This window comes from Acidimicrobiales bacterium (genome assembly GCA_022452035.1).
Taxonomy (GTDB): Bacteria; Actinomycetota; Acidimicrobiia; order Acidimicrobiales; family MedAcidi-G1; genus UBA9410.
In genome coordinates this window covers 34130-54669 of sequence record JAKURV010000015.1, presented here as the reverse complement: position 1 = coordinate 54669, position 20540 = coordinate 34130, and the positions used below count along the sequence as shown (strand labels likewise).

Sequence of the window (20540 nt, the reverse complement as noted above, 5' to 3'; positions counted from 1 at the left end):
CGTCGTCCGACGACAACGCCGATCCGGTCGGCCGGAAGCGTCACCGTTGCGCCGTTGGGGTCACCGTCCTCCACAAGGAGGCCGTGTTCGTCGGTGCCAACTGCTCGGCAGCCGGTACAAAGGCCGACACCGAGGCGTCGGAGGCCCCGCTCTACTAGCCGGGCGGTCCGGGCGTCGAAGCCCGGTAGCACTCGGTCGGCCATCTCGACGACTGTCACTTCGCTGCCCAATTTGGCAAACGCGCAAGCCAGCTCAACACCCACATAGCCACCCCCTACGAGCACGAGGTGTTCAGGGAGCGAGTCTGACGTCAGCAGTTCGGCTGAACTCACTACCCGTGCACCATCCGGCGGAAGGTTGGGAAGTTCGATGGAGCGTGATCCGGTGGCCACGATGACGTCGGTGAAGTCGAGAAACTCGACGGTGTCCCCGTGTTCGACCGATACGCGGTTTGGTCTGGTGAAGCGGGCGTGCCCCGGCAGGACCTGTACGCCAGCAGCGGATAGCAGTCTGTCCACTCCGGAGGTCAACTCGCGGACCACGCCGTTGAGGTGGGCATGAACCTGTGCCATGTCGACCGTCGAGGTGGAATCGATGCCCCAACTGCCAATCCTGTCGGATATGGCGTAGGCATCAGCTACCTCGATTAGAGCTTTAGAGGGGATGCATCCCGAGTTCAGGCAGGTCCCTCCGATTGCATCGCGCTCCACAAGGGTCACCTCGCGACCCAGGCGGGCGGCGTGCAGCGCCGCGGTGTATCCACCTGGTCCGGCGCCGATAACCAGGAGGTCGACCGGAGTGGACACCTCTCCGACGACCATCAGATCAGCGTCCGATAAGCAGGTGGAGTGGCTCGGCGAGGTCGTCGGCCACGGCCCGTCGGAACGCCTCGGCGAGGTCGCCGTCGATCAGCCGGTGATCGGCTCCAAGGACCATGGGCAAGGTGGGTCGGGCCAATACCGCACCGTCGATGGCTACCGGTCGTTCAGCCACCGCCCCTAGGCCCAGGATCGCACCCTGTCCGGGCGGGATGATTGGGGTTGCGAACCGGCCGCCGAGAGAGCCGTAGTTGGTGATGGTGAATGTGGCACCTGATAGGTCCGCTGCGCTCAGGTCATCGGAGCGGGCCGCGCCAACGACTGAACTGATTCGCTCGGCCATGGTGAAGAGGTCGAGCGTGTCGGCGTGGTGCACCACTGGAACGACCAGACCCCTTTCAGTTGCTGTGGCGATTCCGAGGTGGATGTGTTCCGGGATGACCATGGCGTCACCGGGATGGCCGTCCACGTGCCCGTTGACCATCGGGAACCGACGGAGTGCCCGAGAGGCGGCTACGGCGGCCACCACCAGCACGTTGACCAGTGCGGCACCGGATCGATCCATGTCCCGGATCCGGTCCCGGAAGTTGATCAGTAGCGAGGCATCCACTTCGTCCATGGTGTGGATGTGGGGGATTTCCGACCAGGCCTGCACCATGTTGCGGGCCACGACACCTCGGATGCCACGGAGGTCGTGGCGACCGACCGGTGCCTGGCCGAGGCCATCTGATGTAGTCGGACGATCGTTCGAAAGTCTGGCGGGGCTGGTAGGCGAAGGTGCCGCGGCGTGGATGTCGTTGAGAGTGATCCGACCGCCCGGCCCCGTTCCAATCATCGTCGTCAGGTCCACGCCGAGGTCGAGGGCCAGGCGTCGGGTGGCTGGAGCCGCTTTGGGGCGGGCTGTTCGGGGAGCTACCTCAGGGATTGGCTCAGTGGGCTGGGATTTCGCCGTGCCGGTCTGGGTGGAGGTGGGTTCGGCGGCCACTCTCGGAGCAGTACTTCCGTCGTCGATCTCTATCAGCACCTCTCCCACCTGTAGTCGGGTTCCCTCGTTAGCCCCAAGCAGGAGCACAGTGCCGGCCACCGGGGAAGGCAGTTCCGAACTGGCTTTGTCGGTCAGCACCTCTACCAGAGGCTGGTCCCGGAGAACCTCGTCTCCGATGGCGACGAACCACTCGACGATTTCAGCCTCTTCGAGGCCCTCTCCGATATCAGGTAGGCGGAAGATGAAGGCCACGGAACGGTCCCTCAGGCCGTTTCAAGACTGCGGCGAATGGCGGCGGTTATTCGGGCCTCGTCAGGCACGTAGGCGTCCTCCAGCATCCCGACTGGATAGGGAACGTCGAAGCCGGACACCCTGACCACCGGCGCCTCCAACGCCCAGAAGCATTCCTCGACGATGGTGGCCACCACCTCGCCGGCAAAGCCGCCGGTCTGGGACGCCTCCTCCACGACCACGACCCGGCCGCAATGGTCCACGGCTGCCGCGATGGCAGCTAGGTCAAGGGGCGCCAGGCACCGAAGGTCCAGTACGGCCACCGAGAGTCCCTCGTCGGCCAGAGCGTCGGAAACCCGGCAGGCCATCTCGACCAGATAGCTCCAAGCGATAATCACCAGGTCGTCCCCCCGACGGGCCATTCGGGCCTCGCCCAGCGGGACGAGATGCTCACCGTCGGGGACGTCGCCCCTGATCCCCCGATAGCCGCGCAGTGGTTCCAAGAACAGCACCGGGTCGGGGTCGCGGATCGACGAGGACAGCAGGCCTTTGGCGTCGGAGGCTGTGGCTGGCATCACGACCTTCAGTCCTGGGATATTGGCCAACTGACCCTCCAGGGAGTCGGAGTGAAGCTCGGGGGTCCGGACGCCACCGCCGAACGGCGAGCGGATGGTGATGGCCGGCTCGAAGCGTCCCTGGCTGCGGTACCGGAGCCGGGCTACCTGGCCCGCCACCTGATGCATGGCCTGGTAGGAGAAACCCAGAAACTGGATCTCAGCCACCGGAACGAGGCCGGACATGGCCAGACCAACGGCCGCCCCGACGATCACCCCCTCGGAGAGAGGAGTGTCGACCACCCGGTCCTCGCCGAACTTCTCGAACAGGCCTTCGGTAGCCCGGAACACCCCGCCGTTACGGGCCACGTCCTGGCCCAGGACGACTACCCGGTCGTCCCGTGCCATCTCGAGGTGTAGGGCCTCATTGACAGCCTGGAGCATGGTCAGTTCGGAGGTGTCACTCACGACTCAGTTCCCTCAGGATCCAGCAGGAGGGCGCGTTGACGAGCTAGTCGCTGGCTGTCCACGGTCGTGCAGTGGTCGAGGACAGCGTCGGGGGCGATTGGGGTAGCTCGGGCCCGGTCGAACGCCTCGTCGAATCGAGCCAGGGACTCGGCCTCGGTGGCCGCATTGGCCTCGTCGTCCCATAGGCCCCGCTTGACGAGGCGGGCTCGGAGGCGGTCGATGGGGTCGTTGCGCCGGGCCTCTTCGAGTTCTTCGGCCGGGACGTATCGGGTGGGATCGTCAGCTGTGGTGTGGGCACCGAGGCGATAGAGGTGGGCCTCAATGAGCGTGGGGCCTTGGCCGGCCAGAGCCCGAGTCCGAGCCTCGTTTACGGCGTCGTACATAGCGGCTGCGTCGTTGCCGTCCACGGTGAGACCAGGCATCCCGAAGGCGGCAGCCTTGGCGGCGATGGTCTCGGCAGCCGTCTGCTGGTGCAACGGAGTGGAGATAGCCCACTGGTTGTTGATGCACACGAAGATCACCGGCACGCCCAGAACGCCGGCCAGGTTCCCTGCCTCGTAGAAGTCCCCCTCGGAACTGGAGCCGTCCCCGAAAAACACGGTGACCACGCCGGGCTGGTTCTGCAGGGTCATGCCCCAGGCCAAGCCGACAGCGTGGGGAATCTGGGTGGCCAGCGAGATCTGCAGGGGTGCGACACGAACCGTCGGCGGCAGGTGGCTTCCGGCCGGGTGGCCGACGTTGTAGAGCAGGTAGCGGTCTAGGACCTCTGAGCCAAAGCGCTGGAGGGCTAACGGCTCCCGGTACTGGGGGAGGATCCAGTCCTGTTCCGGGTCCAGGGCATGGGCGGTGGCGGCGATGGCGGCCTCGTGGCCGTCGATGGGGGCCAGTGTGCCGACCTGCCCCTGGCGTTGCAGGTTCCAGAGTCGCCGGGCCTGAACCCGGGCGCCGACCATGTCCACGAGGATTGCCCGGAGCTGATCGTCGGACGGTTGTGCCACGTTGGCGACCCTACCGGCCGGTCCCTATGTAGGTCAGGCGTCACAGGTGCCCGAAGTCACCGGAACGGGGCCAATTCACAGGGTTACCGGATGGTAGTTTCCATCGGGTAACGGCTCCTGGCCCCTCCCAGAGCCGACATAACCTCCGGCCGGAAACCCCCCCCGGTTCCGAAAGCCGAGAGCGACTGCACGCCCCGCCTGCCCGGTGGGGCGTGCGACGTTTTTCGGTGTCTACCATCCTGCGGTTCGACCGACCGACGAGAGAGACGGACGGCAGGCGTCGAGGAGCGTCGACGAGGAGGAATCATGACCACCAACCGCCGAGACCTGATCCGGATGACCGATGTCGATTTGGCGGCGTTCATTGAGGAGCAAAAGAGCCTCCAGGTGGCCTGCCGCGAGAGGGACGGTTCGATTCACCTGTCTACCCTCTGGTTCGCTGTGGTCGACGACCTGCTGGCTTTCGGGACCTACAGCAAGTCGCAGAAAATCCTGAACCTCCAACGGGACGACCGGATCACCGTGCTCCTGGAGGACGGTGAGACCTACGAGACGCTGCGCGGTGTGATGATCAAGGGGCGGGCTGTCCTCCGTGGCCAGGACAACCCCGACGGGGTGCGGGAGGTGGCACGTGCCGTCATGCGACGCAACCAACCCGAGATTCCAGAGGAGTTTTTCGAAGAAGCCTCAGAGGCCTGGGCCGCCAAGCGCACAGCGGTTCTGATCCGGCCGGAGAAGGTCGTCAGTTGGGACCACACGAAGCTGGACGGGGTCTACTGACCGGCTCCGAACTGCCAACCACCCTCACGGTCGAGCCTCCTGAGGATCCGCCTAGCATGACGGCTATGGATGCCCTCTTCGCCGTGCAGGACGAGGACGTCATCCGGGGCCAACTGGATTACCGCCGTGCTCACCTTTCCGAGCGTCAGGACGTGGTGGCCGCTGAGGTCGAGCGAGGTGAGACGGTGACCGCCATCGCAGCACTGGAACTAGAGCGGCTGGAACACTCTCGTCGACAGAACCGCCTGGAGGGCGAGGTGGTGGCCATCGAGGCCCGACTGGCTGAGCTGGACAAGAAACTCTATGGCTCCGCAATCACCTCGGCCCGGGAGGCGACGAGCCTCCAGGACGAGATCGGTCACCTGCGGCGACGCCAGGACGACCTCGAGGGCTCTGTTCTGGAGCTCATGGAGGTCCTCGAACCTATGGAGCAGGAGTTAGCCCGACTGGCCGACCAGGCATCGGCCGGGGACGCTGCCATCCACGCCGCTCAAACGTCTCTGGCTGAGGCCGAGGCAGCCGTGGACGGAGAGCTTTCCGAGTCGGCCTCGCGCCGAGAATTGGCTCTTCCCCAGGTCCCCGCCGACGTGCTGACCCGCTACGAGGGAAGCCGGGCCTCGTTTGGTTCAAGCACCGTGGTCCGGTTCTCCGGATCGGACTGCAGTGGATGCCCATACTCCATGCCAGCCGTGGAGGCCGATCGGGTGCGGAGCCTGACCGCAGGGACGCTCGCCGATTGCAGCGAGTGCGGTCGGCTCGTCGTCCGCTGACGCGGCCTGCCCATCGTGTTCATCTGGTTTGTCGTCGGCTCCGTGGTGGCCGTGACCCTTGTGTTCGACAGCCCGTCCATGGACGTCCGGCTGGTGGCCCTGGGAGCCGTTCTCCCGGTGGCTGAAGCCCTGGTCGGGGGCCCCTGGCTCCTCCACACGCCGATCCTGGGGGTAGCGGGGTTGGCCGTCGTGATGCTGGTGGCCCGGGGCCACCGCCTTGTCCAGCGAAGGTGGTTGGGGGTTCCCATCGGGCTGCTGAGCCACCACGTGCTGGATGGCACGTGGGCTGACACCGGGGTGTTTTGGTGGCCGGCCACCGGGTTCGATGCTCTGGGGGGATCACGGGTGCCGGAGTTCAGTCGAGGGGCGGGAGGCCTCCTGTTAGAGGCAGGCGGCCTCCTGTTGGGAGCCTGGGCCTGGCGCCGGTACCGATTAGCTGATCCCGACCGCCGGTCGGCGCTACTGCGGACTGGTCGTCTCAACGCTGGGGAGATCACCTGATGCTCTACGTGGTCCGACACGGACGGACGGCGGCCAACGCCTCCGGCCTTCTCCTGGGCCATCTCGACCCCGATCTGGATGACCTCGGAGTGCGGCAGGCCCGATTGTTAGCCGCTGCCCTCGGCCCGGTCGATCGGGTTGTGTCCAGCCCGTTGGCCCGAACCCGTCAGACCGCCGAGGCCTTCGGGATAGAGGTAGACGTGGATGACCGGTGGATTGAGATGAACTACGGCGAGTTCGACGGCCGTCCGGTGGCAGAGGTCCCCGCGGAGACGTGGGCCGTGTGGCGTGCTGACCTGGATTGGGCTCCGCCGGGCGGCGAGTCGCACCGGGACCTGGGGATCCGGGTCAGGGCTGCCATGGAAGACCTGTTCGACGCCTCGAGGACCTCGGACGTCGCGGTAGTCACCCACGTCTCCCCGGTGAAAGCCGCGCTGGCCTGGACCCTGGGGGTTGGTGACGAACTGGCCTGGCGGACCTATGTGGCCCCAGCCTCCGTGATGGTCGTCGGGGCTGGGCCCGCCGGACCGTCTCTTCGCAACTTCAACGACGTCGCCCATCTCGCCGAAGGGTGAGCCAACTCAGGGCATGAACTCTCCGGCGTCCAGGTCATGGATCGCTGCCACCACCCGGTCCAGCATCTGGCCGACCAACTCCACGGCCCGGTCGTTAACCAGTTCCACGCTGCCCCCGGCCTGAATGGGATAACAAAGGCAGAACAGGGCCGTCCGCCGGTAGTCCTCTAGAAGCTGGTTGACCGGATAGTCGATTCCCGAGTTGGCCAAGGTGTCCCGGTAGGCCTCCAGGAGCCGTTCCTCGTGGGCCCGCCGGTCCTCGGTGGTGAGACTTTGGCTGAGGAAATACCCGAGGTCGTAGGCGCCGACCGTACGGACGCAGATCTGCCAGTCGATGGCCACCACCTCGGGGCCCGGCCGAAAGAACAAGTTGTCCAACCGGAAGTCCCCGTGAGCCAGGGTGGTCTGTCGCTCCGGGAAGGTCATCATCTCCTCAACGACTAGGGGAAACCGTTCTCCGATAGCCCGGATCCGATCGTCCACCCGGTCCCCGAACGAGGCCAGGAACGGCTCCCAGGCCGTCGAGACTCCTTGCTGGACCCCCTGGGGCATCGGGGGGTCCCACCCGAACGGCACCCAGGACAACTCGTCGGTGAACAGCGGAGACTCCCAGAACTCGGCATGGTGGCCGGCGATTGAGCGGACCGCCGTCTCGGCAACCTCGACGGGGCAGCCGTCCAGCTGGCTGTGTACCTCGGCATCGCCGAGGTCCTCGAGTAGCAGCACGAAGTCGTCTGTCTCCGGATCGTGGGCAGATGCCAGACAACGGGGTGTAGCTAGTGGGCTCCGGGCGGCCGCCGTTCGGTAGAACTCGACCTCCTTGCCGTAGAACTGGAAGGTTCGGGCCACGAACCTTGTCATTTCGTGCTCCACGGGGGTCTTCAGCACGACCGTTTCCGGTCCCGGCTCGCCGTCATAGTTCGGTCGCAACCGATGAAGGATGCCCATGAGGCCCACACCCTGGCCGATCAGTTCCGACGTGAAACTGGTCACCGTGCCGTCGCCCAGGGCACCAGCGTCCCGCAGCGAGACTGTCAGCCAGTTAGCGGTGACGTCATCGACGGTCGTTGGGATTCCGTGTCCAGCCATGGCGTCCCCCGGTGTTCGGTGGGGCGCCCTGTGGAGACGCTCCGGCTAACGACGGTACCAGCCAGTCCGATGGCGATCAGTCGTGATCGTCGAGGTTGCCCGAGCTGGGTGGTTGGAAACCCTCGGGCCAGGTCGTCGTTTCGTCGTGGCGGATCCCGTCCAGGGACACCCCATCCATCTGGGCTCCGGTCAGGTCCGCCCCCACCAGATCGGCGAGGCTCAGGTCGGCGTCGATAAGCGAGGTTCCCCGCAGGATGGCTCCGGACAGGTTGGCCGCCCGGATCGTGGCTCCGTTCAGGATGGCCCCCCGGAGGTCGGCGCCTCCGGCGAAGGTCCCTGTGAGGTCGGTGTCGCGCATGCAGGTACGAGTCAAGGACGCACCGGCCAGCGTGGTGGCACAGAGGAGAGCGCCGGTGAGGTCGGCGGCGGTGAGCCACGCCCCTCCCAGGTCGGCACTCCGGAGGTCCGTTCCTCCCAGCCGGGCGTTTCCTAGCCACGCCCGGCTGAGGACGGCGCCCCCCAAGCGGGCATCGGTCAGGTCGGCGTTCCACAGGTTGGCGTGGTGCAAGTCCGCGTCAGCGAACACGGTTGCTCGGCAGATGGCATGCCGGAGGTCAGCGCCCACTAGCCGGGCGTCAGAGAGGTCCGATCCGCTCAGGACGGCCCCGCCCAACCAGGATCCGCTGAGGTCGACTGACCGGAGGTCGGCATCGGTGAGGTCGGCTCCCGCCAGGTCGGCTCCGATTTCGAGCTCGTATCCTCGGACCTTCATCGGATCGAGGCTAGGGCAGGAAGCCTGTCGCCGTGTCCGAGCGCCGGTCCGAGGTGGGTCCCGTCCCGGCGATCGGGCAGCATTCCTCGGTGACTGTCCTACTGGCTGCCGCGTCGGCTGTCTTCTTCGGTGTCGGCGACCTCTTGGGGGGTATCGCCATCCGCCGCTCGGGCCGCCCCGGTGCGGCAGTCTCGGTGGCCATGACGGCCACCGCGGTCGGAGCGGTGGTCGTCGGGTTGGTCCTGGTGGTGCGGCCACCAGAGGCGGTGAGCGTGGCCGACGTGATATGGCCGGTGATGGCCGGCCTGTTGATGGCCGCCACCCGGCCGTTGCTGTACCTCGGCATGGCCCGTGGCCCAGTCGCCGTCTTCGCTCCCGGCTACGGGCTGACCATGATCGCAGTGCCCGCACTCGTGGGTCCGTTCATTGGTCAGCACCTGACCGGTATCGAGGTGCTCGGGGTGCTACTGGCCGTTATGGCCGTCGTGCTTCTGTCAGGGGAGGGCAGGCTCCCCCGGATTGGCGACATCGTCCGGAGCCGGGTGGTGGGCATGGCGTTGGCGGTGGGATGCAGCATCGGCATGGCTGGGGTCCTCCTCACCCAGGCTGATTCGGCTGCCGGCGAGGTACCGGCCCTGTTGGTCCTTTTGACGGGCCTTGTGGTTTTGTCGACCTTTGCCCGGGTCCGGTCGGGATCAGTGTGGCCGGATCCGATAGTTCGACGGTTCGGGCTGGTGCTCGGCTTCACCAGTGGTACCGCTTTCGTTCTCAGCACGGCGGCCTACCTTCGGGGATCGGCGGCCGTGGTGACGGCCCTGATCGCCCTCTGCCCGGGGGTGAGCGTTGGTATCGCCTGGCGGTTCTTGGGGGAGAGAGTGGCGCCGCTCCAAGTGTTGGGAGGCGTCTTCGGCGTGGCGTCCGTGGTGGCCTTTGCCCTGGGGGCCTAACCGACCGGAAGCCGGGGGTGACGGTGGCCGGCCTGTAGGCGGGTTCTGTCATAACCAGCGAGCGTGCTGAGGCACGACCCGTAGGTGTGGATACGCGTAGGCGCGCTTGGGGTGCCCTGTTAAGCAGTGTCAGCTCCCCGGAGGGCGATAACTCTGACCTTCCACGGCGTCCCATTCCTCGGCGGTCATCAGAACGTCAGCCTCAGTCTCGATTACGGCACCTGAGGGGCCCACCATTTTCTTGATCGCAGCGAGGAGTCTTGCGTCGGCGTTGTTGAGAATCATGGTGAAGTCGTAGTTAGAGCCTGGAAGCATGTAGTAGCACTCGACTTCGGCGCCTAGTGATTCGAACATCGCGTGCATGTGGGTCTCCCGAGAGACAGCACCTTCAGCTGTGACTCCCTCCCAACCTCCTGGGCTGTACTTTCCGCAGATCTGGATTCGGGCCATCGGAGTCCACCTTTGTTGAAGTCGGTTTAGTGCGTGCCATGTTGGCGCTTAGACCGGACCCTCTACGACTCGGAGCCCCCAGGTGTAGATACGCGCAGGTGCACCCCGCAGGGGAGTGGGTGACGGTGAGCCGGCCTATAGGCGGGGTTCTGTCCACCGGCCCCTTGCGGGGGTCCGGATGGGTGACCATCCATCTGTGCGGCCTACCCGGGAGTGTCAGCGGGCGGGCAGCCCTCTCCCTGTTCGGCCTTGCTCCGGATGGGGTTTGCCTAGCCGGCCAGGTCACCCCGGCCGCTGGTGCGCTCTTACCGCACCGTTTCACCCTCACCTGTGCCCGATCCCAAGGGGCCGGGCCATCGGCGGTCTGTTCTCTGTGGCACTTTCCTGCGGGTCGCCCCGACTGGCCGCTAGCCAGCATCCTGCCCTGCGGAGCCCCGACCTTCCTCAGCGTGGAAACCACGCCGCGGCCACCCGGCCGGCTCACCGTCCCGACCAGTCTGGCGCCAGAATTCCCCTTGCGTCGCACCGGTTCTGCCACTAGCAACACTCCGGACATGGAAGCACTCGTCCGGACCCCGGGTCTGACCTCCCTGGCCGTCCGTCCGGCGCCCGTTGACGGCGATCGGACCGTCGAGCCGTGGTACCTGCGGGGGGCCTGTAGGGGCCTCGATTCGGCGATCTTTTACCCCGATCCGGTAGAGGAGTCCGCTATCGAGCATGCGCTTTCCGTATGCCAGAGGTGTGACGTTCGGCCAGAGTGCCTAGACCACGCCCTGTCAAGGCGAGAGCCCACAGGGATTTGGGGTGGGACCACCGAGCGGGACCGCCGCCGGATCCTGCGTCGCCGCCGGTCCGCCTGACCGGCCCAGCCTGCCATGGCCCTTGACGACTTCGGCGGTTGGCCCGGCCTGCTGGCCCGCCTGTGCGACGGCGAGGACCTGTCGGCCGACGAGGCTGAGGCCGTTCTGACCGAGATCCTGGGTGGAGAGGCCGAACCGGCCCAGATTGCCGGTTTCCTCGTCGGGCTGAAGGTCAAGGGGGAGACGGCCGAGGAGACGACCGGCCTGGTCCGGGCCATGGTGGCGGCCGCTGAGCCGCTGGACCTGCCGGAGGGGACCATTGACATCGTCGGGACAGGGGGCGGCCACGGACGACGGGTCGCGGCCCTGAACGTCTCGACCATGGCCTGCTTCGCGGCGGTTGGGGCGGGTGCCACAGTTTGCAAGCATGGCAACCGCCGAGCGTCGTCGACCTCAGGAGCCTTCGACCTGCTGGAGGCCCTCGGAGTAGATATCGAGATCGCCCCGAACCGCCTGGCCGTCCAGGTCGCCGAGCACCGGATCGGTTTTGCCTTCGCCCGGACGTTTCATCCGGCAATGCGCTTCGCCGGTCCTATCCGGGCCGGGCTGGGGATCCCGACTGTGTTCAACGTCTTGGGCCCCCTGTCCCATCCGGGTCAGCCGAAGCGACAGGTCATCGGGGCCGCCGATCCGGCACTGGCTGACCGAATGCTGGAAGTCTTTCGGACCGGCGGTTCGACGCACACCTGGTTGGTGACTGGCGACGCCGGTCTGGACGAGGTGGCCCTGACCGGCCCCACACGGATCCTGGAACTCCGTGACGGCGTGGCATCCGAGTGGACCCTGGATCCAACCGATCTTGGAATGACATTGGCCGAAGCATCGGACCTGGCTGGGGGGAGTCCGGAGGTCAACGCTGAGATCGCCCACGATTTGTTCGCCGGTCGGGAACGCGGCCCAAGGCGTGACATCGTGGCGCTGAACGCCGGGGCCGGGCTGGTGGTGGCCGGGGTGGCCGACGGGATCGCCGACGGCGTCGAACGGGCCATCGCTGCTCTGGAGGACGGGTCGGCGGCCGCCGTACTGGAGTCGATCAGCACCTGAGTGGTTCGGGGCCCACGGTCAGCAACGGGCGAATCCAGGCAGCGGTCGCTCTCCATCGAGGAAACGGGCTACCAGGTGGGCAGCGCACGGATCAGACATAGATGGTGCATGGGCCCAACGTTCGGATTCCACTAGGACCGCATCGCCCAACCTGTCGGCTAGCCGGCGAGCCCAGGCGATTGGGGTGATGGGGTCGAGGTGGCCAGACAGGATGAGCGTCGGCACATCACTGGGCACCGGCCAGTCGACGATGTCAGGTGACCTTTCGACCTGCCAGACAGCACACAGCGCCCGGACCTTGACCTCTCCGCGGGCCACCGCGTCCAGGAGGGGATCTCCCGTCAGCATCGGGTCGGCGTCGTTGAACGGAAGCTCGTCGGCGCATTCGGAGGAGAGCCTGGCGCCCTCGCTGGTCGGATCACCGGCCGATCGCCCGGTTGACGCCACCTCGGTAAGGGCAGCGATCGCTTCGGCCAGACGGCCCTCGGCAGCCAGGGCTACGGCCCCGTCGACCACGTTCAATCCGGCTGGGGCGGCCAGAGCGTCAGCCACCAGTCGGATGAGCCGGGCATCGTCGTAAGCGGAGGCCTCGCCGGACCAGATGGTGACGGCCACTGGACGATCGGCCAGGTCGTCCAGCACCGACCGCAGGGGGCCGACCAGCCCCCCAGGACAGGTGGCGTCGGCCCGGCAGAGGTTCTCCATCGAGGTGAGGGCGTATAGGACCCCTTCCGGTAGGTCATCGTAGAGGTCGACCTCGGGGGGCGTCGGGGAGTCGAGAACCGCAGAGGCAACGGAGGATCCGTCAATGCGGAGCAGCTCGAGGGCGATCCGGGTGCCGGACGAGACCCCGTGTAGATGCCAGGCGTCGATGCCCAGGGACCGGCGAAGGTGGACGAGGTCAGCGGCGGTGGATCCGACGGTGACTGACCCCCGGTCCACCCCCTTCTGGTCCAGCCGGTAGCGGCAGGCCTGAATGGCTTCGCCTGGGGGCGTGGCAGGGTCGTCCAGCTCGGGGCAGTCCAGAGACGGGGTCGAGGTTCCCCCACCTCGCTGGTCCACGAGAACGACGTCGTGGCCTTCGAGCACCTGGGATCGGGGGACCAGCCACCGGTAGCGGTCAGCGACCGCCCGTCCGCCCGGCCCACCGTGTAGGTGGAGTACCGGTAGCCCGGCGGGGTCCTCGGCCCAGAGGACGGCCACGCCGAGGGTTCCGTGGTCCAAATGGAGACGATGACAGGAGACGGTCAGGCGGGTGGGTACCGCCTCACCGGGACAGTCCTCGTCGACGAGAGAGAAGGCCGTTCCGGGGGCAGGGTTGTCGGTTGTTGCCGAGCCGCAGGACGCGGCGGCCAGCAAGAGGCCGACGGGAAGGAGGGGGCTAGCCAGCGTGCGCCACACCGCGGCCACCGTACCGATCGGCGACACGATGGGTCGATCAGCGGGTGGTTCGGGTCGGGTGGGCTGTCACACCCCGCAACGAGGATGGGGTCATGCGAGACGACACCCTGGTTATTGATTGTGGGACCTGCACCGAGCACGGGACCAAAACGTGTGACGACTGCGTGGTCACGTTCCTCTGTGGGCGCGACCCAGAAGACGCCGTGGTCGTCGATCTGGCCGAGTTCCGAGCTATCCGGATGCTCGGAGACGCTGGCTTGGTTCCGCCCCTGCGCCACACTGATTCGGTACGAGCCGAACACTGATCGCGGGTCCCTCTGCCGGGCCGTGTCGTGAGACGATGACCCGATGGAGTTGACCGCTAACCAGTTGGCCACCGAGTTGGTCGATCTTGGTCGCTCTGCCGGACTTGATGCCGTAGGTATGGCGGATGCCCGCCCCTTCCCCGAGGTCCGAGCGGAGCTGGAACGTCGACGAGCCGCCGGGCTGTCCGGAGGGATGCAGTTCACATACCGGAACCCAGAGCGTTCCACCGATCCCAGCCGCATCCTGGAAGGAGCCCGATCGTTGGTCGTAGCGGCCCGGCGAACGCCGGCTCCGCGGCTGGCTGATGTGGGTGCCGGTCGGTTACGCATCGCCGCTTACGCGCGTCACGACCACTATGCCGACCTGCGGCGGGGCCTGAGCCGCCTGGCCGATCACCTCCAGGCCGACGGATGGGCGGCCCGGGTGGTGGCCGACGACAATGCCCTGGTGGACAGGGCGGCCGCTGTCCGAGCCGGAATCGGCTGGTGGGGTCACAACGCCAACGTGCTCCTGCCAGGGCGGGGTAGTTGGTTCGTCCTGGGTGCCGTGGTAACCGATGCCCCGTTACCGGCATCCGAACCGGTCGACGACGGCTGTGGGACCTGCCGGCGTTGCCTCGACGGATGCCCGACTGGGGCCATTGTGGAACCGGGCGTGGTCGACGCCCGCCGGTGCTTGGCATGGCTGGTTCAGGCGCCGGGGTCAATCCCCCGGGAGTTCCGAGCCGCCTTGGGTGGCCGGCTCTACGGGTGCGACGACTGCCAGGAGGTTTGCCCCGTGGGGCGGTCGGACCGCATGGCCGACGGAACCGACGACCCGGCGGCCGACGTGGAGGCCGCCTGGGTGCTTCGGGCCAAGGACGACGAGCTCATGGACCGCTTCGGTCGGTGGTACATCGCCGACCGGGACCCGACCTACCTCCGCCGCAACGCCCTGGTGGCTCTCGGCAACACGGCGGCCGGTGAGGACCGGGCGGTCGCCGGGCTGCTCGAGGTCTACCTGGCCAGCGACGATTCGATCTTGCGCTCCCACGCTGTCTGGGCTGCCGACCGGCTGGGTCGTCCCGACCTGCTGGACGGCCTAGACGTCGGGGGTGACTTGATGGTGGCTGAGGAGTTAGCCGCCGTTCGGGACAGGGTTGAGGCGTGAGACGCCACCTACTGGTCACCAACGACTTCCCCCCGAAGGTCGGGGGGATCCAGTCCTACCTATGGGAGCTGTGGCGCCGGCTTCCGGCGGCCGACATCGCCGTGCACACCACCCCGCACGCCGAAGCACTTGCATTCGATTCTGAGCAGGCGTTCGTCGTCACCAGGTCCCGGGAGCCAGTCCTCCTACCCACCCCGACGGTGGTCCGACGGGTCCGCAACCTGGCCGAGCGACAAGGGGCGGAGTTGGTCGTATGGGATCCGGCGCTCCCCGTGGGCCACGCCGCCCGCCGGGTAGGCCGCCCCTACGCGGTAGTACTCCACGGATCAGAGGTCACGGTGCCCGGACGCCTCCCGATGGCCCGATCAATTCTGGCCCGGGTGCTTCGTGGGGCCTCCCTGGTGATCTGTGCCGGCAACTACCCGGCCGCTGAAGCAGAGCGTGCTGCCGGTTGCACCCTGCCCACCGTGGTTGTCCCGCCCGGCGTGGACACCGATCGTTTTCGGCCCCTGGACGAGGCAGAGCGGGCATCGGTACGTCGTGAACTGGGGCTACCCGTGGATGCTCCGCTCGTGGTCAGCGTCAGCCGCTTGGTGCCTCGCAAAGGGATGGACACCCTGATCCGATCAGCGGCCCGCCTCGGACGTACCGAGCCGGACCTGGTGGTGGCCATCGCCGGGTCCGGGCGGGACCGACGACGTCTGGAGGGCCTGGTGGCGTCGACCGGGGCGCCGGTCCGCCTCCTAGGCCGGGTACCCGAGGAACTCCTTCCCGGGCTTTACGGGGCCGGAGACGTCTTCGCCATGCTCTGTCGATCACGATGGGGAGGTCTGGAACAGGAGGGGTTCGGCATCGTGTTCCTTGAGGCCGCTGCCGCCGGGGTGCCCCAAGTGGCGGGCGAAAGTGGGGGGGCCGCCGAAGCCGTCGCCCACGAGAGGACGGGACTGGTGATGGGGCGACCGGACGCCGTCGAGCAGGTGGCTCGCACCCTGAGCGACTTGCTGGGTGATAGGGAGCGACGGACCGAGATGGGTCGGGAGGCCCGCCGGCGGGCTGAAGTTGAGTTCTCCTATGACGTCCTGGCTAGGCGTCTCCGGGCTGGCATCGACGAAGCGAGCCTGGTCGGCTGACCGGACCACGGGGACCCACCGCGACCGGCGTGGGACCGGTAGTGTCAAAGCCGAGGAGGCGGCTATGACCGACCATGCCAGCCAGCGCATCGTTGTTCGGGCGACGCCGCAACACTGCTTCGAGACGGTGCTCGACGTCGAGCGCCTGCCCGAGTGGGCTCCTGATATCAAGGAGGCCGTTGTGCTGGTCCGTGACGACGAGGGCCGTCCGGGCGACGTGTCCTTTCGCGCCGCGGCCATGGGTCGGAGCACCTCGTACACCCTGCGGTACAGCTACGGGTCCAATCCGCTTCGTATCTCGTGGCGGCTGATCGACGGCGACCTGCTGGAGCGGATGAGCGGGGAGTACGAGTTCCTGGCCGTGGAAGGGGATCCCGAGGCCACGCTCGTCGTTTACGACCTGGACGTTGATCTCCTGATCAGGCTTCCTGGTTTCGTAAGGCGTCGCCTGGAGGCCAAGGTTGTCCATGCCGCCATCGACGACCTGAAGACTCGGATCGAAGTCGGCGCTCGCTTGATCTGAGATCAGCCACGTTGCGACGCGACGATCGGCGTCGGGTTTAGACCGGGGGCGAGGGTTTCGTCTGCTTTTCCCTGATCGAGAACGAGCAGTGAACTGGCCAAGCGGTCAGGAATCTTCGGGGGGCTCTGAATCCTCTGGGTCCGTGAGGCCCTCGGCCCGGAAGCTGTCGTAGTTGGCGCACTCCACCGGTGAGCCTTCCTCGGGAGGATCACCGTCGCTGACCGGGACGTTGATAGCGGCCGGGCCGTCGTCTCCGTCGAGCAGGATGACCACGTGGTCGATTTCGGCGCCAACCACCAGATCAGTAGCCGTGCAGACCATCATGGCGAAGGCCAGCCGGTTACCTGTGCTGTCGTCTTGGGGGAAGCCTTCCAGGCTGTCAAGGTGGATCTGCAACAAGCCGGCCTCCAGGACGGTGCCGATCACCGATGAGCCCTCGGCGAACGGCGAGATGACTCCGGCGTCTTGCTCGGCGGGAGAGGGACCGGCCAGGACCTGATCCAGAATCACGGTGATGGAACCGTCGCCGACGATCTCACGGTCCACCGCCTCGAGCAGGAGTCGGTCGTCCCCGGCACCCCGGGCTAGGTAGATCTGCACGGTCTCGGTCATAGCCGGCGCTTCGGTGGTGGTCGATGCTGCCGGGAGTAAGACATCAGGCAACTCGGCGGCCAGGTCCCGGGCGCTGTCGTCGACAGGGATCGAGCAGCCGGTGAGCACCGCCAGCACGAGGAGGGCCGCCGCGATCCGGTATCCGGGGGTCATGAGTCCGCTCCCGGGAGGGGTAGTTCGAGCACGAATCGTGCTCCTTTCCGACCATCGGCCCGCTCCTCCACCCATACTCGACCGCCGTGGAGTCGGAGGTCCTCGGCTACGAGGCTCAGGCCCAGTCCCGTCCCGCCGTCGTTGCCCCGACGGCCACCGGCGGAGCCACGGGAGAACCGATCGAAGATGGCCTCCCGCTCGTCGGCGGGTACCCCGGGACCTTCGTCCTCGACCACTATCCGGATCACCTTGTCGGCTTCCAGGCCGATGGCAGTTGAACCGCCGCCGTAACGCCGGGCGTTATCCAACAGATTCGACATCACGCGAGCTAGGCGCCGCTTGTCGGCCACTATGACCAGCGAACCGGCTCCAGGGGGCAGCTGGACCGGGATGGCACCAGCCCCCTGAGCGGTGGCCTCCAGGAACAGCGCCAGGTTGACCTCCTCGGGGTCAAGGGAGGCAACCCCGGCGTCGTAGCCCGAGATTTCCAGCAGGTCGTTGACCAGCCGGTTGAAACGTTCCAGGTCACCGACCAGCAGGTCCAGAGCGGTACGAGAGCGGTCGGAGAGCTCGTCACGGCGCGCGTTCAAAACACCAACACTGGCCATCAGCGTGGTTAGCGGGCTGCGAAGTTCGTGGCTGACGTCCGACGCGAACCGGGCGTCGCGTTGGATGCGAGCCTCCAGCGCCCGGGCCATCTCATTGAACGAATCAGCAAGGCGGTCCAGGTCGGGGTCGGCCTGGCGGCTCAGCCGGGTGTCCAAGCGCCCCCCGGCAATGGCCTCGGCGGCCCCCCGGACCCGCCGGAGCGGGCTAAGCGCCCGTTGGCTGACCCAAGAGCCCAGCAGGGCGGCAAGCAGGGTGGTGGCCGCCCCGGCGCCCAACAGGACGAACTGGAGGGAGTCCAGGGTCCTTTCCACCTCCACAAGGTCTAGGACCGCGTAGTAGTCGGCGTCGAAGGCGACTAGTGGGATGGCCACCACGAGGTGGGGTTTGTCCCGGACGGTGGCCAGCATCTGTCCTGCCTCCCTCCGGGCCATTAGTTGGACGAGGGAAGGCGGCAGGTCGTTACGGTCCAGTTCGGGGGCCGGGAGCCAGGCCTCGCCGAGTCGAATGATGCGCTGACTGCCCTCGATCCGGGTAAGGGAGTCGGCGATGGTGGGGAGGTCCTCGATGGTCGAGTCGGGGGTGAGCTGGTTGGATAACCGGGTGGCGTTGCTGATCGCCATGGCCGCCGCGGCCTGCTCTCGTGTATCGAGGAGCTGCTGACGGGTGAGGAGCAGGGTGGCGGCCGCTAGCACCAGGGACACCAGCAGCCCGCCGACCGCGAAGAGCATGGAGATCCGGGCTCCGAGCCCGAGGTTGCTGGCCGTGTCGTTCATCCGGGGTCGGCCCCGCTTTAGGTCTGCAACTTGTAGCCCATGCCGCGCACGGTGACTACGTAACGGGGGTTGGCCGCGTCGGGTTCGATCTTGGTTCGGAGCCGGCGGACGTGAACGTCTACCAGGCGACCGTCGCCGAAGTAGTCATAGCCCCACACCCGTTCCAACAGGTCCTCCCGGCTTAGCACTCGCCCGGAGGAGGAGGCCAACTCCACCAGAAGGCGGAACTCGGTACGGGTGAGGTGAACCTCGGTTCCGTTCTGGCGGACCACCCCCTCGTCGGGGAGGATCTCCAACTGGTCGACCTGGATGAGGCTTGGGCGGGCCTCGTCGGGTCGGGCCCGCCGCAGCAGGGCCCGGATGCGGGCCGAAAGTTCCTTGGGGTCGAACGGCTTCCGTAGGTAGTCGTCGGCGCCCGCCTCCAGGCCCGCGACCACGTCGTGGCTGTCGGAGCGGGCGGTCACCATCACGATCGGTACGTCTCCCAGCCGGCGGATACTCCGGCACACCTCGAATCCGTCGATGCCGGGAAGCATGATGTCGATGAGTACCACGTCGGCCGGCGTCCGGTTGAAGGCGTCTAGGGCGGCCTCTCCACTGGCCGTCTCCTCGACGTCCCAACCCTCCTCCTCGAGGGCCATGCGCACCGCGGTGCGGATCCGCTCGTCATCCTCGACGGTCAGGATGCGGGTTCCCATTACCAAATGGTGCCCCATATGGGGTGCTGTTGTCCCGCACCGGGGTCTCTACGGCCCATCAGGGCAGGTGGCACTACGCACCTACTGGCAGAGGCTGGAGGTGAGGACCTGAGTTAAGGGCCCGAAAGGGCTCCGGCTTCAAGCAGGAGTTCAGTCAGCGGCGTTGCCAGATCACGGTTGGTGGCCATCACGACGAGGTCATCCGACCAGTTCATTGACGCCTCCTCCCCTGTGACTGCAACTGGGAATGGAGGAGCGGAAGTACTTGTCTTAAATAACGTGATCACTCCACCGGCCTCAGTCACCAGCACAGACCCCGCTGAACAGTCCCACGGACTGAGCCCCCACTCGAAGTAGGCGTCCACCCGACCGCAGGACACCGAAGCCAGGTCCAGGGCCGCTCCACCGACCCGCCGGACGTCGCGAACCCGGGGAAGGATGGTCACCAGGGCCTCGGCCTGTAGTCGTCGTCGCTCCGAGTCGTAAGCAAACCCGGTGGCCACCAGGGCGGCCGCTGGATCACTAACCGAACTAACCCGAACCGGACGACCGTTGCGGGTCGCGCCCTGGCCGTGAGCGGCACAGAACTCGTCTCCCAAGAGGGGGTCGACGACCACACCGGCCACCGGACGGTTGTCCACCTCGACGCCAATCGACACCGAGAACCCGGGATGCCCGTAAACGAAGTTGGTGGTCCCGTCGATGGGGTCCACCAACCAGCGGACACCCGACGTGCCGGCCACCCCAGCGCCCTCCTCGGCTAGGACGGCATCATCCGGCCGAGCGTCAAGGATCCGGGCCACGATTCGCTCCTCGGCCCAACAGTCAACCTCGGTGACAAGGTCGGTGACTGTGGACTTGGTAGCTGAGACGTCTACGCCGCCGGCCCGTCTCCGTAGTTCCGGCACTACCTCTCGGGCGATGCTCAGGGCGAGGTCGCGAAACTCGGCGGGATCCGACATAGTCCGGGTGGTCGAATTAGTCGACGGGATAGTGGTCCCGGGCGGCCTGCTGGATCTGGCCGGTCTTCCACTCAGCCATGGCTCGCAGCGCCAGGACGGCCACGATGCCCACCCCGAAGGCGGCCAGAACGGCGCCCAACAGGCCCAGAGACCCGGCAAGTACGGTGCATTCGTCGGAGCACTGGAGGTCAGTTACCGCGTAGCCCACGAGACCACCGCAGGCACCGGCCAACCCGATGGCCACGGCGGCGACGATACGGGCCGCCACGGACGGGGCGGCCGACTCCGGACCGGTAGTGGTGGGCGGAGGGCTCGGTTCGGCGGTGGTCACAGGTCGGAGGCTACCGCTGGCCGTCTGGGGCACCGGGAGGGCGATCGGCCC

At 67.0% G+C, this 20540-nt stretch carries 24 protein-coding genes and 1 other RNA gene; 11 read left to right on the top strand and 14 right to left on the bottom strand.

What is annotated here, in order from left to right; all coding sequences use genetic code 11:
• From MK181_06940 to MK181_06925, 4 genes are all read right to left on the bottom strand, one after another.
• Positions 1-821 (bottom strand): FAD-dependent oxidoreductase (locus MK181_06940; protein ID MCH2419535.1); only part of this gene is annotated, 821 nt, incomplete at its 3' end.
• A 4-nt stretch (positions 822-825) separates the two neighbouring features.
• Entirely contained in the window at positions 826-2055 is a 1230-nt protein-coding gene (locus MK181_06935; protein ID MCH2419534.1) for a 2-oxo acid dehydrogenase subunit E2, read from the bottom strand.
• Positions 2056-2066: 11 nt separating this feature from the next.
• Positions 2067-3056, bottom strand: coding sequence for an alpha-ketoacid dehydrogenase subunit beta (locus MK181_06930; protein MCH2419533.1), 990 nt, complete (start codon positions 3054-3056; stop codon positions 2067-2069).
• On the bottom strand, positions 3053-4054 hold the full coding sequence (locus MK181_06925; protein ID MCH2419532.1) for a thiamine pyrophosphate-dependent enzyme: 1002 nt from the start codon (positions 4052-4054) through the stop codon (positions 3053-3055). The genes MK181_06930 and MK181_06925 overlap by 4 nt, the downstream gene beginning before the upstream one ends.
• Positions 4055-4360: 306 nt before the next feature.
• Between MK181_06925 and MK181_06920 the strand changes: the two genes are divergently transcribed.
• The 4 genes from MK181_06920 (at position 4361) to MK181_06905 (ending at position 6680) form a co-directional block, all read left to right on the top strand.
• Positions 4361-4834, top strand: a complete 474-nt coding sequence (locus MK181_06920) for a pyridoxamine 5'-phosphate oxidase family protein (protein MCH2419531.1) — start codon at positions 4361-4363, stop codon at positions 4832-4834.
• Between the two features lie 65 nt (positions 4835-4899).
• Positions 4900-5604 (top strand): hypothetical protein, encoded by a 705-nt coding sequence (locus MK181_06915; GenBank protein ID MCH2419530.1) that lies wholly within the window; start codon positions 4900-4902, stop codon positions 5602-5604.
• Between the two features lie 15 nt (positions 5605-5619).
• Positions 5620-6105, top strand: coding sequence for a hypothetical protein (locus MK181_06910; GenBank protein ID MCH2419529.1), 486 nt, complete (start codon positions 5620-5622; stop codon positions 6103-6105).
• The gene (locus tag MK181_06905; protein ID MCH2419528.1) at positions 6105-6680 is read left to right on the top strand and encodes a histidine phosphatase family protein; all 576 of its coding nucleotides are present in this window, start codon (positions 6105-6107) and stop codon (positions 6678-6680) included. Before MK181_06910 ends, MK181_06905 begins: the two co-directional genes overlap by 1 nt.
• A 6-nt stretch (positions 6681-6686) precedes the next feature.
• Here the strand turns inward: MK181_06905 and MK181_06900 are convergent, their stop codons facing one another.
• A complete protein-coding gene (locus MK181_06900) occupies positions 6687-7769 on the bottom strand; it encodes an ecdysteroid 22-kinase family protein (GenBank protein ID MCH2419527.1) in 1083 nt (360 codons plus the stop codon).
• 76 nt (positions 7770-7845) lie between these two features.
• Positions 7846-8541 (bottom strand): pentapeptide repeat-containing protein, encoded by a 696-nt coding sequence (locus MK181_06895; GenBank protein MCH2419526.1) that lies wholly within the window; start codon positions 8539-8541, stop codon positions 7846-7848.
• Between the two features lie 32 nt (positions 8542-8573).
• On the opposite strand from MK181_06895, the gene MK181_06890 reads away from it, so the two are divergent.
• Positions 8574-9488: a hypothetical protein gene (locus MK181_06890; protein MCH2419525.1), complete on the top strand. Its 915-nt coding sequence runs from the start codon at positions 8574-8576 to the stop codon at positions 9486-9488.
• A 129-nt stretch (positions 9489-9617) separates the two neighbouring features.
• Here MK181_06890 and MK181_06885 read toward each other — a convergent pair whose 3' ends face one another.
• Positions 9618-9938, bottom strand: a complete 321-nt coding sequence (locus MK181_06885) for a GYD domain-containing protein (protein ID MCH2419524.1) — start codon at positions 9936-9938, stop codon at positions 9618-9620.
• Positions 9939-10060: 122 nt separating this feature from the next.
• Positions 10061-10421: RNase P RNA component class A (gene rnpB / locus MK181_06880), an RNA gene on the bottom strand.
• Positions 10422-10492: 71 nt separating this feature from the next.
• Here rnpB and MK181_06875 point away from each other — a divergent pair.
• Both MK181_06875 and trpD read left to right on the top strand, forming a co-directional pair.
• Complete coding sequence (locus MK181_06875) at positions 10493-10798, top strand: WhiB family transcriptional regulator (GenBank protein ID MCH2419523.1); 306 nt, start codon at positions 10493-10495, stop codon at positions 10796-10798.
• A gap of 15 nt (positions 10799-10813) precedes the next feature.
• Positions 10814-11842, top strand: coding sequence for an anthranilate phosphoribosyltransferase (trpD, locus tag MK181_06870; GenBank protein ID MCH2419522.1), 1029 nt, complete (start codon positions 10814-10816; stop codon positions 11840-11842).
• 18 nt (positions 11843-11860) lie between these two features.
• Here trpD and MK181_06865 read toward each other — a convergent pair whose 3' ends face one another.
• A complete protein-coding gene (locus MK181_06865) occupies positions 11861-13270 on the bottom strand; it encodes an alpha/beta hydrolase (GenBank protein ID MCH2419521.1) in 1410 nt (469 codons plus the stop codon).
• 65 nt (positions 13271-13335) lie between these two features.
• On the opposite strand from MK181_06865, the gene MK181_06860 reads away from it, so the two are divergent.
• The 4 genes from MK181_06860 (at position 13336) to MK181_06845 (ending at position 16351) form a co-directional block, all read left to right on the top strand.
• The gene (locus MK181_06860; GenBank protein MCH2419520.1) at positions 13336-13548 is read left to right on the top strand and encodes a hypothetical protein; all 213 of its coding nucleotides are present in this window, start codon (positions 13336-13338) and stop codon (positions 13546-13548) included.
• Between the two features lie 43 nt (positions 13549-13591).
• Complete coding sequence (queG, locus tag MK181_06855) at positions 13592-14698, top strand: tRNA epoxyqueuosine(34) reductase QueG (GenBank protein MCH2419519.1); 1107 nt, start codon at positions 13592-13594, stop codon at positions 14696-14698.
• On the top strand, positions 14695-15828 hold the full coding sequence (locus MK181_06850; GenBank protein ID MCH2419518.1) for a glycosyltransferase family 4 protein: 1134 nt from the start codon (positions 14695-14697) through the stop codon (positions 15826-15828). Before queG ends, MK181_06850 begins: the two co-directional genes overlap by 4 nt.
• 64 nt (positions 15829-15892) lie before the next feature.
• A complete protein-coding gene (locus MK181_06845) occupies positions 15893-16351 on the top strand; it encodes an SRPBCC family protein (GenBank protein ID MCH2419517.1) in 459 nt (152 codons plus the stop codon).
• A 105-nt stretch (positions 16352-16456) separates the two neighbouring features.
• Here MK181_06845 and MK181_06840 read toward each other — a convergent pair whose 3' ends face one another.
• The 5 genes from MK181_06840 to MK181_06820 all read right to left on the bottom strand — a co-directional run bounded on the left by MK181_06840 (position 16457) and on the right by MK181_06820 (position 20489).
• Complete coding sequence (locus MK181_06840) at positions 16457-17116, bottom strand: GerMN domain-containing protein (protein MCH2419516.1); 660 nt, start codon at positions 17114-17116, stop codon at positions 16457-16459.
• Positions 17113-18498 carry a HAMP domain-containing histidine kinase gene (locus MK181_06835; protein ID MCH2419515.1) on the bottom strand — a complete coding sequence of 462 codons (1386 nt, stop codon included), beginning with the start codon at positions 18496-18498 and terminating at the stop codon, positions 17113-17115. The genes MK181_06840 and MK181_06835 overlap by 4 nt, the downstream gene beginning before the upstream one ends.
• A gap of 17 nt (positions 18499-18515) precedes the next feature.
• On the bottom strand, positions 18516-19196 hold the full coding sequence (locus MK181_06830) for a response regulator transcription factor (GenBank protein MCH2419514.1): 681 nt from the start codon (positions 19194-19196) through the stop codon (positions 18516-18518).
• Positions 19197-19309: 113 nt separating this feature from the next.
• Positions 19310-20158: an inositol monophosphatase gene (locus MK181_06825; protein MCH2419513.1), complete on the bottom strand. Its 849-nt coding sequence runs from the start codon at positions 20156-20158 to the stop codon at positions 19310-19312.
• Positions 20159-20174: 16 nt separating this feature from the next.
• On the bottom strand, positions 20175-20489 hold the full coding sequence (locus tag MK181_06820) for a hypothetical protein (protein ID MCH2419512.1): 315 nt from the start codon (positions 20487-20489) through the stop codon (positions 20175-20177).
• Positions 20490-20540: the final 51 nt, after the last annotated feature.

Coding starts and splice junctions, on each gene's coding strand:
- MK181_06920 (MCH2419531.1), top strand. CDS start 4,361: ATGACCACCAACCGCCGAGACCTGATCCGGATGACCGATGTCGATTTG.
- MK181_06915 (MCH2419530.1), top strand. CDS start 4,900: ATGGATGCCCTCTTCGCCGTGCAGGACGAGGACGTCATCCGGGGCCAA.
- MK181_06905 (MCH2419528.1), top strand. CDS start 6,105: ATGCTCTACGTGGTCCGACACGGACGGACGGCGGCCAACGCCTCCGGC.
- MK181_06900 (MCH2419527.1), bottom strand. CDS start 7,769: ATGGCTGGACACGGAATCCCAACGACCGTCGATGACGTCACCGCTAAC.
- MK181_06895 (MCH2419526.1), bottom strand. CDS start 8,541: ATGAAGGTCCGAGGATACGAGCTCGAAATCGGAGCCGACCTGGCGGGA.
- MK181_06885 (MCH2419524.1), bottom strand. CDS start 9,938: ATGGCCCGAATCCAGATCTGCGGAAAGTACAGCCCAGGAGGTTGGGAG.
- MK181_06875 (MCH2419523.1), top strand. CDS start 10,493: ATGGAAGCACTCGTCCGGACCCCGGGTCTGACCTCCCTGGCCGTCCGT.
- trpD (MCH2419522.1), top strand. CDS start 10,814: ATGGCCCTTGACGACTTCGGCGGTTGGCCCGGCCTGCTGGCCCGCCTG.
- MK181_06860 (MCH2419520.1), top strand. CDS start 13,336: ATGCGAGACGACACCCTGGTTATTGATTGTGGGACCTGCACCGAGCAC.
- queG (MCH2419519.1), top strand. CDS start 13,592: ATGGAGTTGACCGCTAACCAGTTGGCCACCGAGTTGGTCGATCTTGGT.
- MK181_06845 (MCH2419517.1), top strand. CDS start 15,893: ATGACCGACCATGCCAGCCAGCGCATCGTTGTTCGGGCGACGCCGCAA.
- MK181_06840 (MCH2419516.1), bottom strand. CDS start 17,116: ATGACCCCCGGATACCGGATCGCGGCGGCCCTCCTCGTGCTGGCGGTG.
- MK181_06835 (MCH2419515.1), bottom strand. CDS start 18,498: ATGAACGACACGGCCAGCAACCTCGGGCTCGGAGCCCGGATCTCCATG.
- MK181_06830 (MCH2419514.1), bottom strand. CDS start 19,196: ATGGGAACCCGCATCCTGACCGTCGAGGATGACGAGCGGATCCGCACC.
- MK181_06825 (MCH2419513.1), bottom strand. CDS start 20,158: ATGTCGGATCCCGCCGAGTTTCGCGACCTCGCCCTGAGCATCGCCCGA.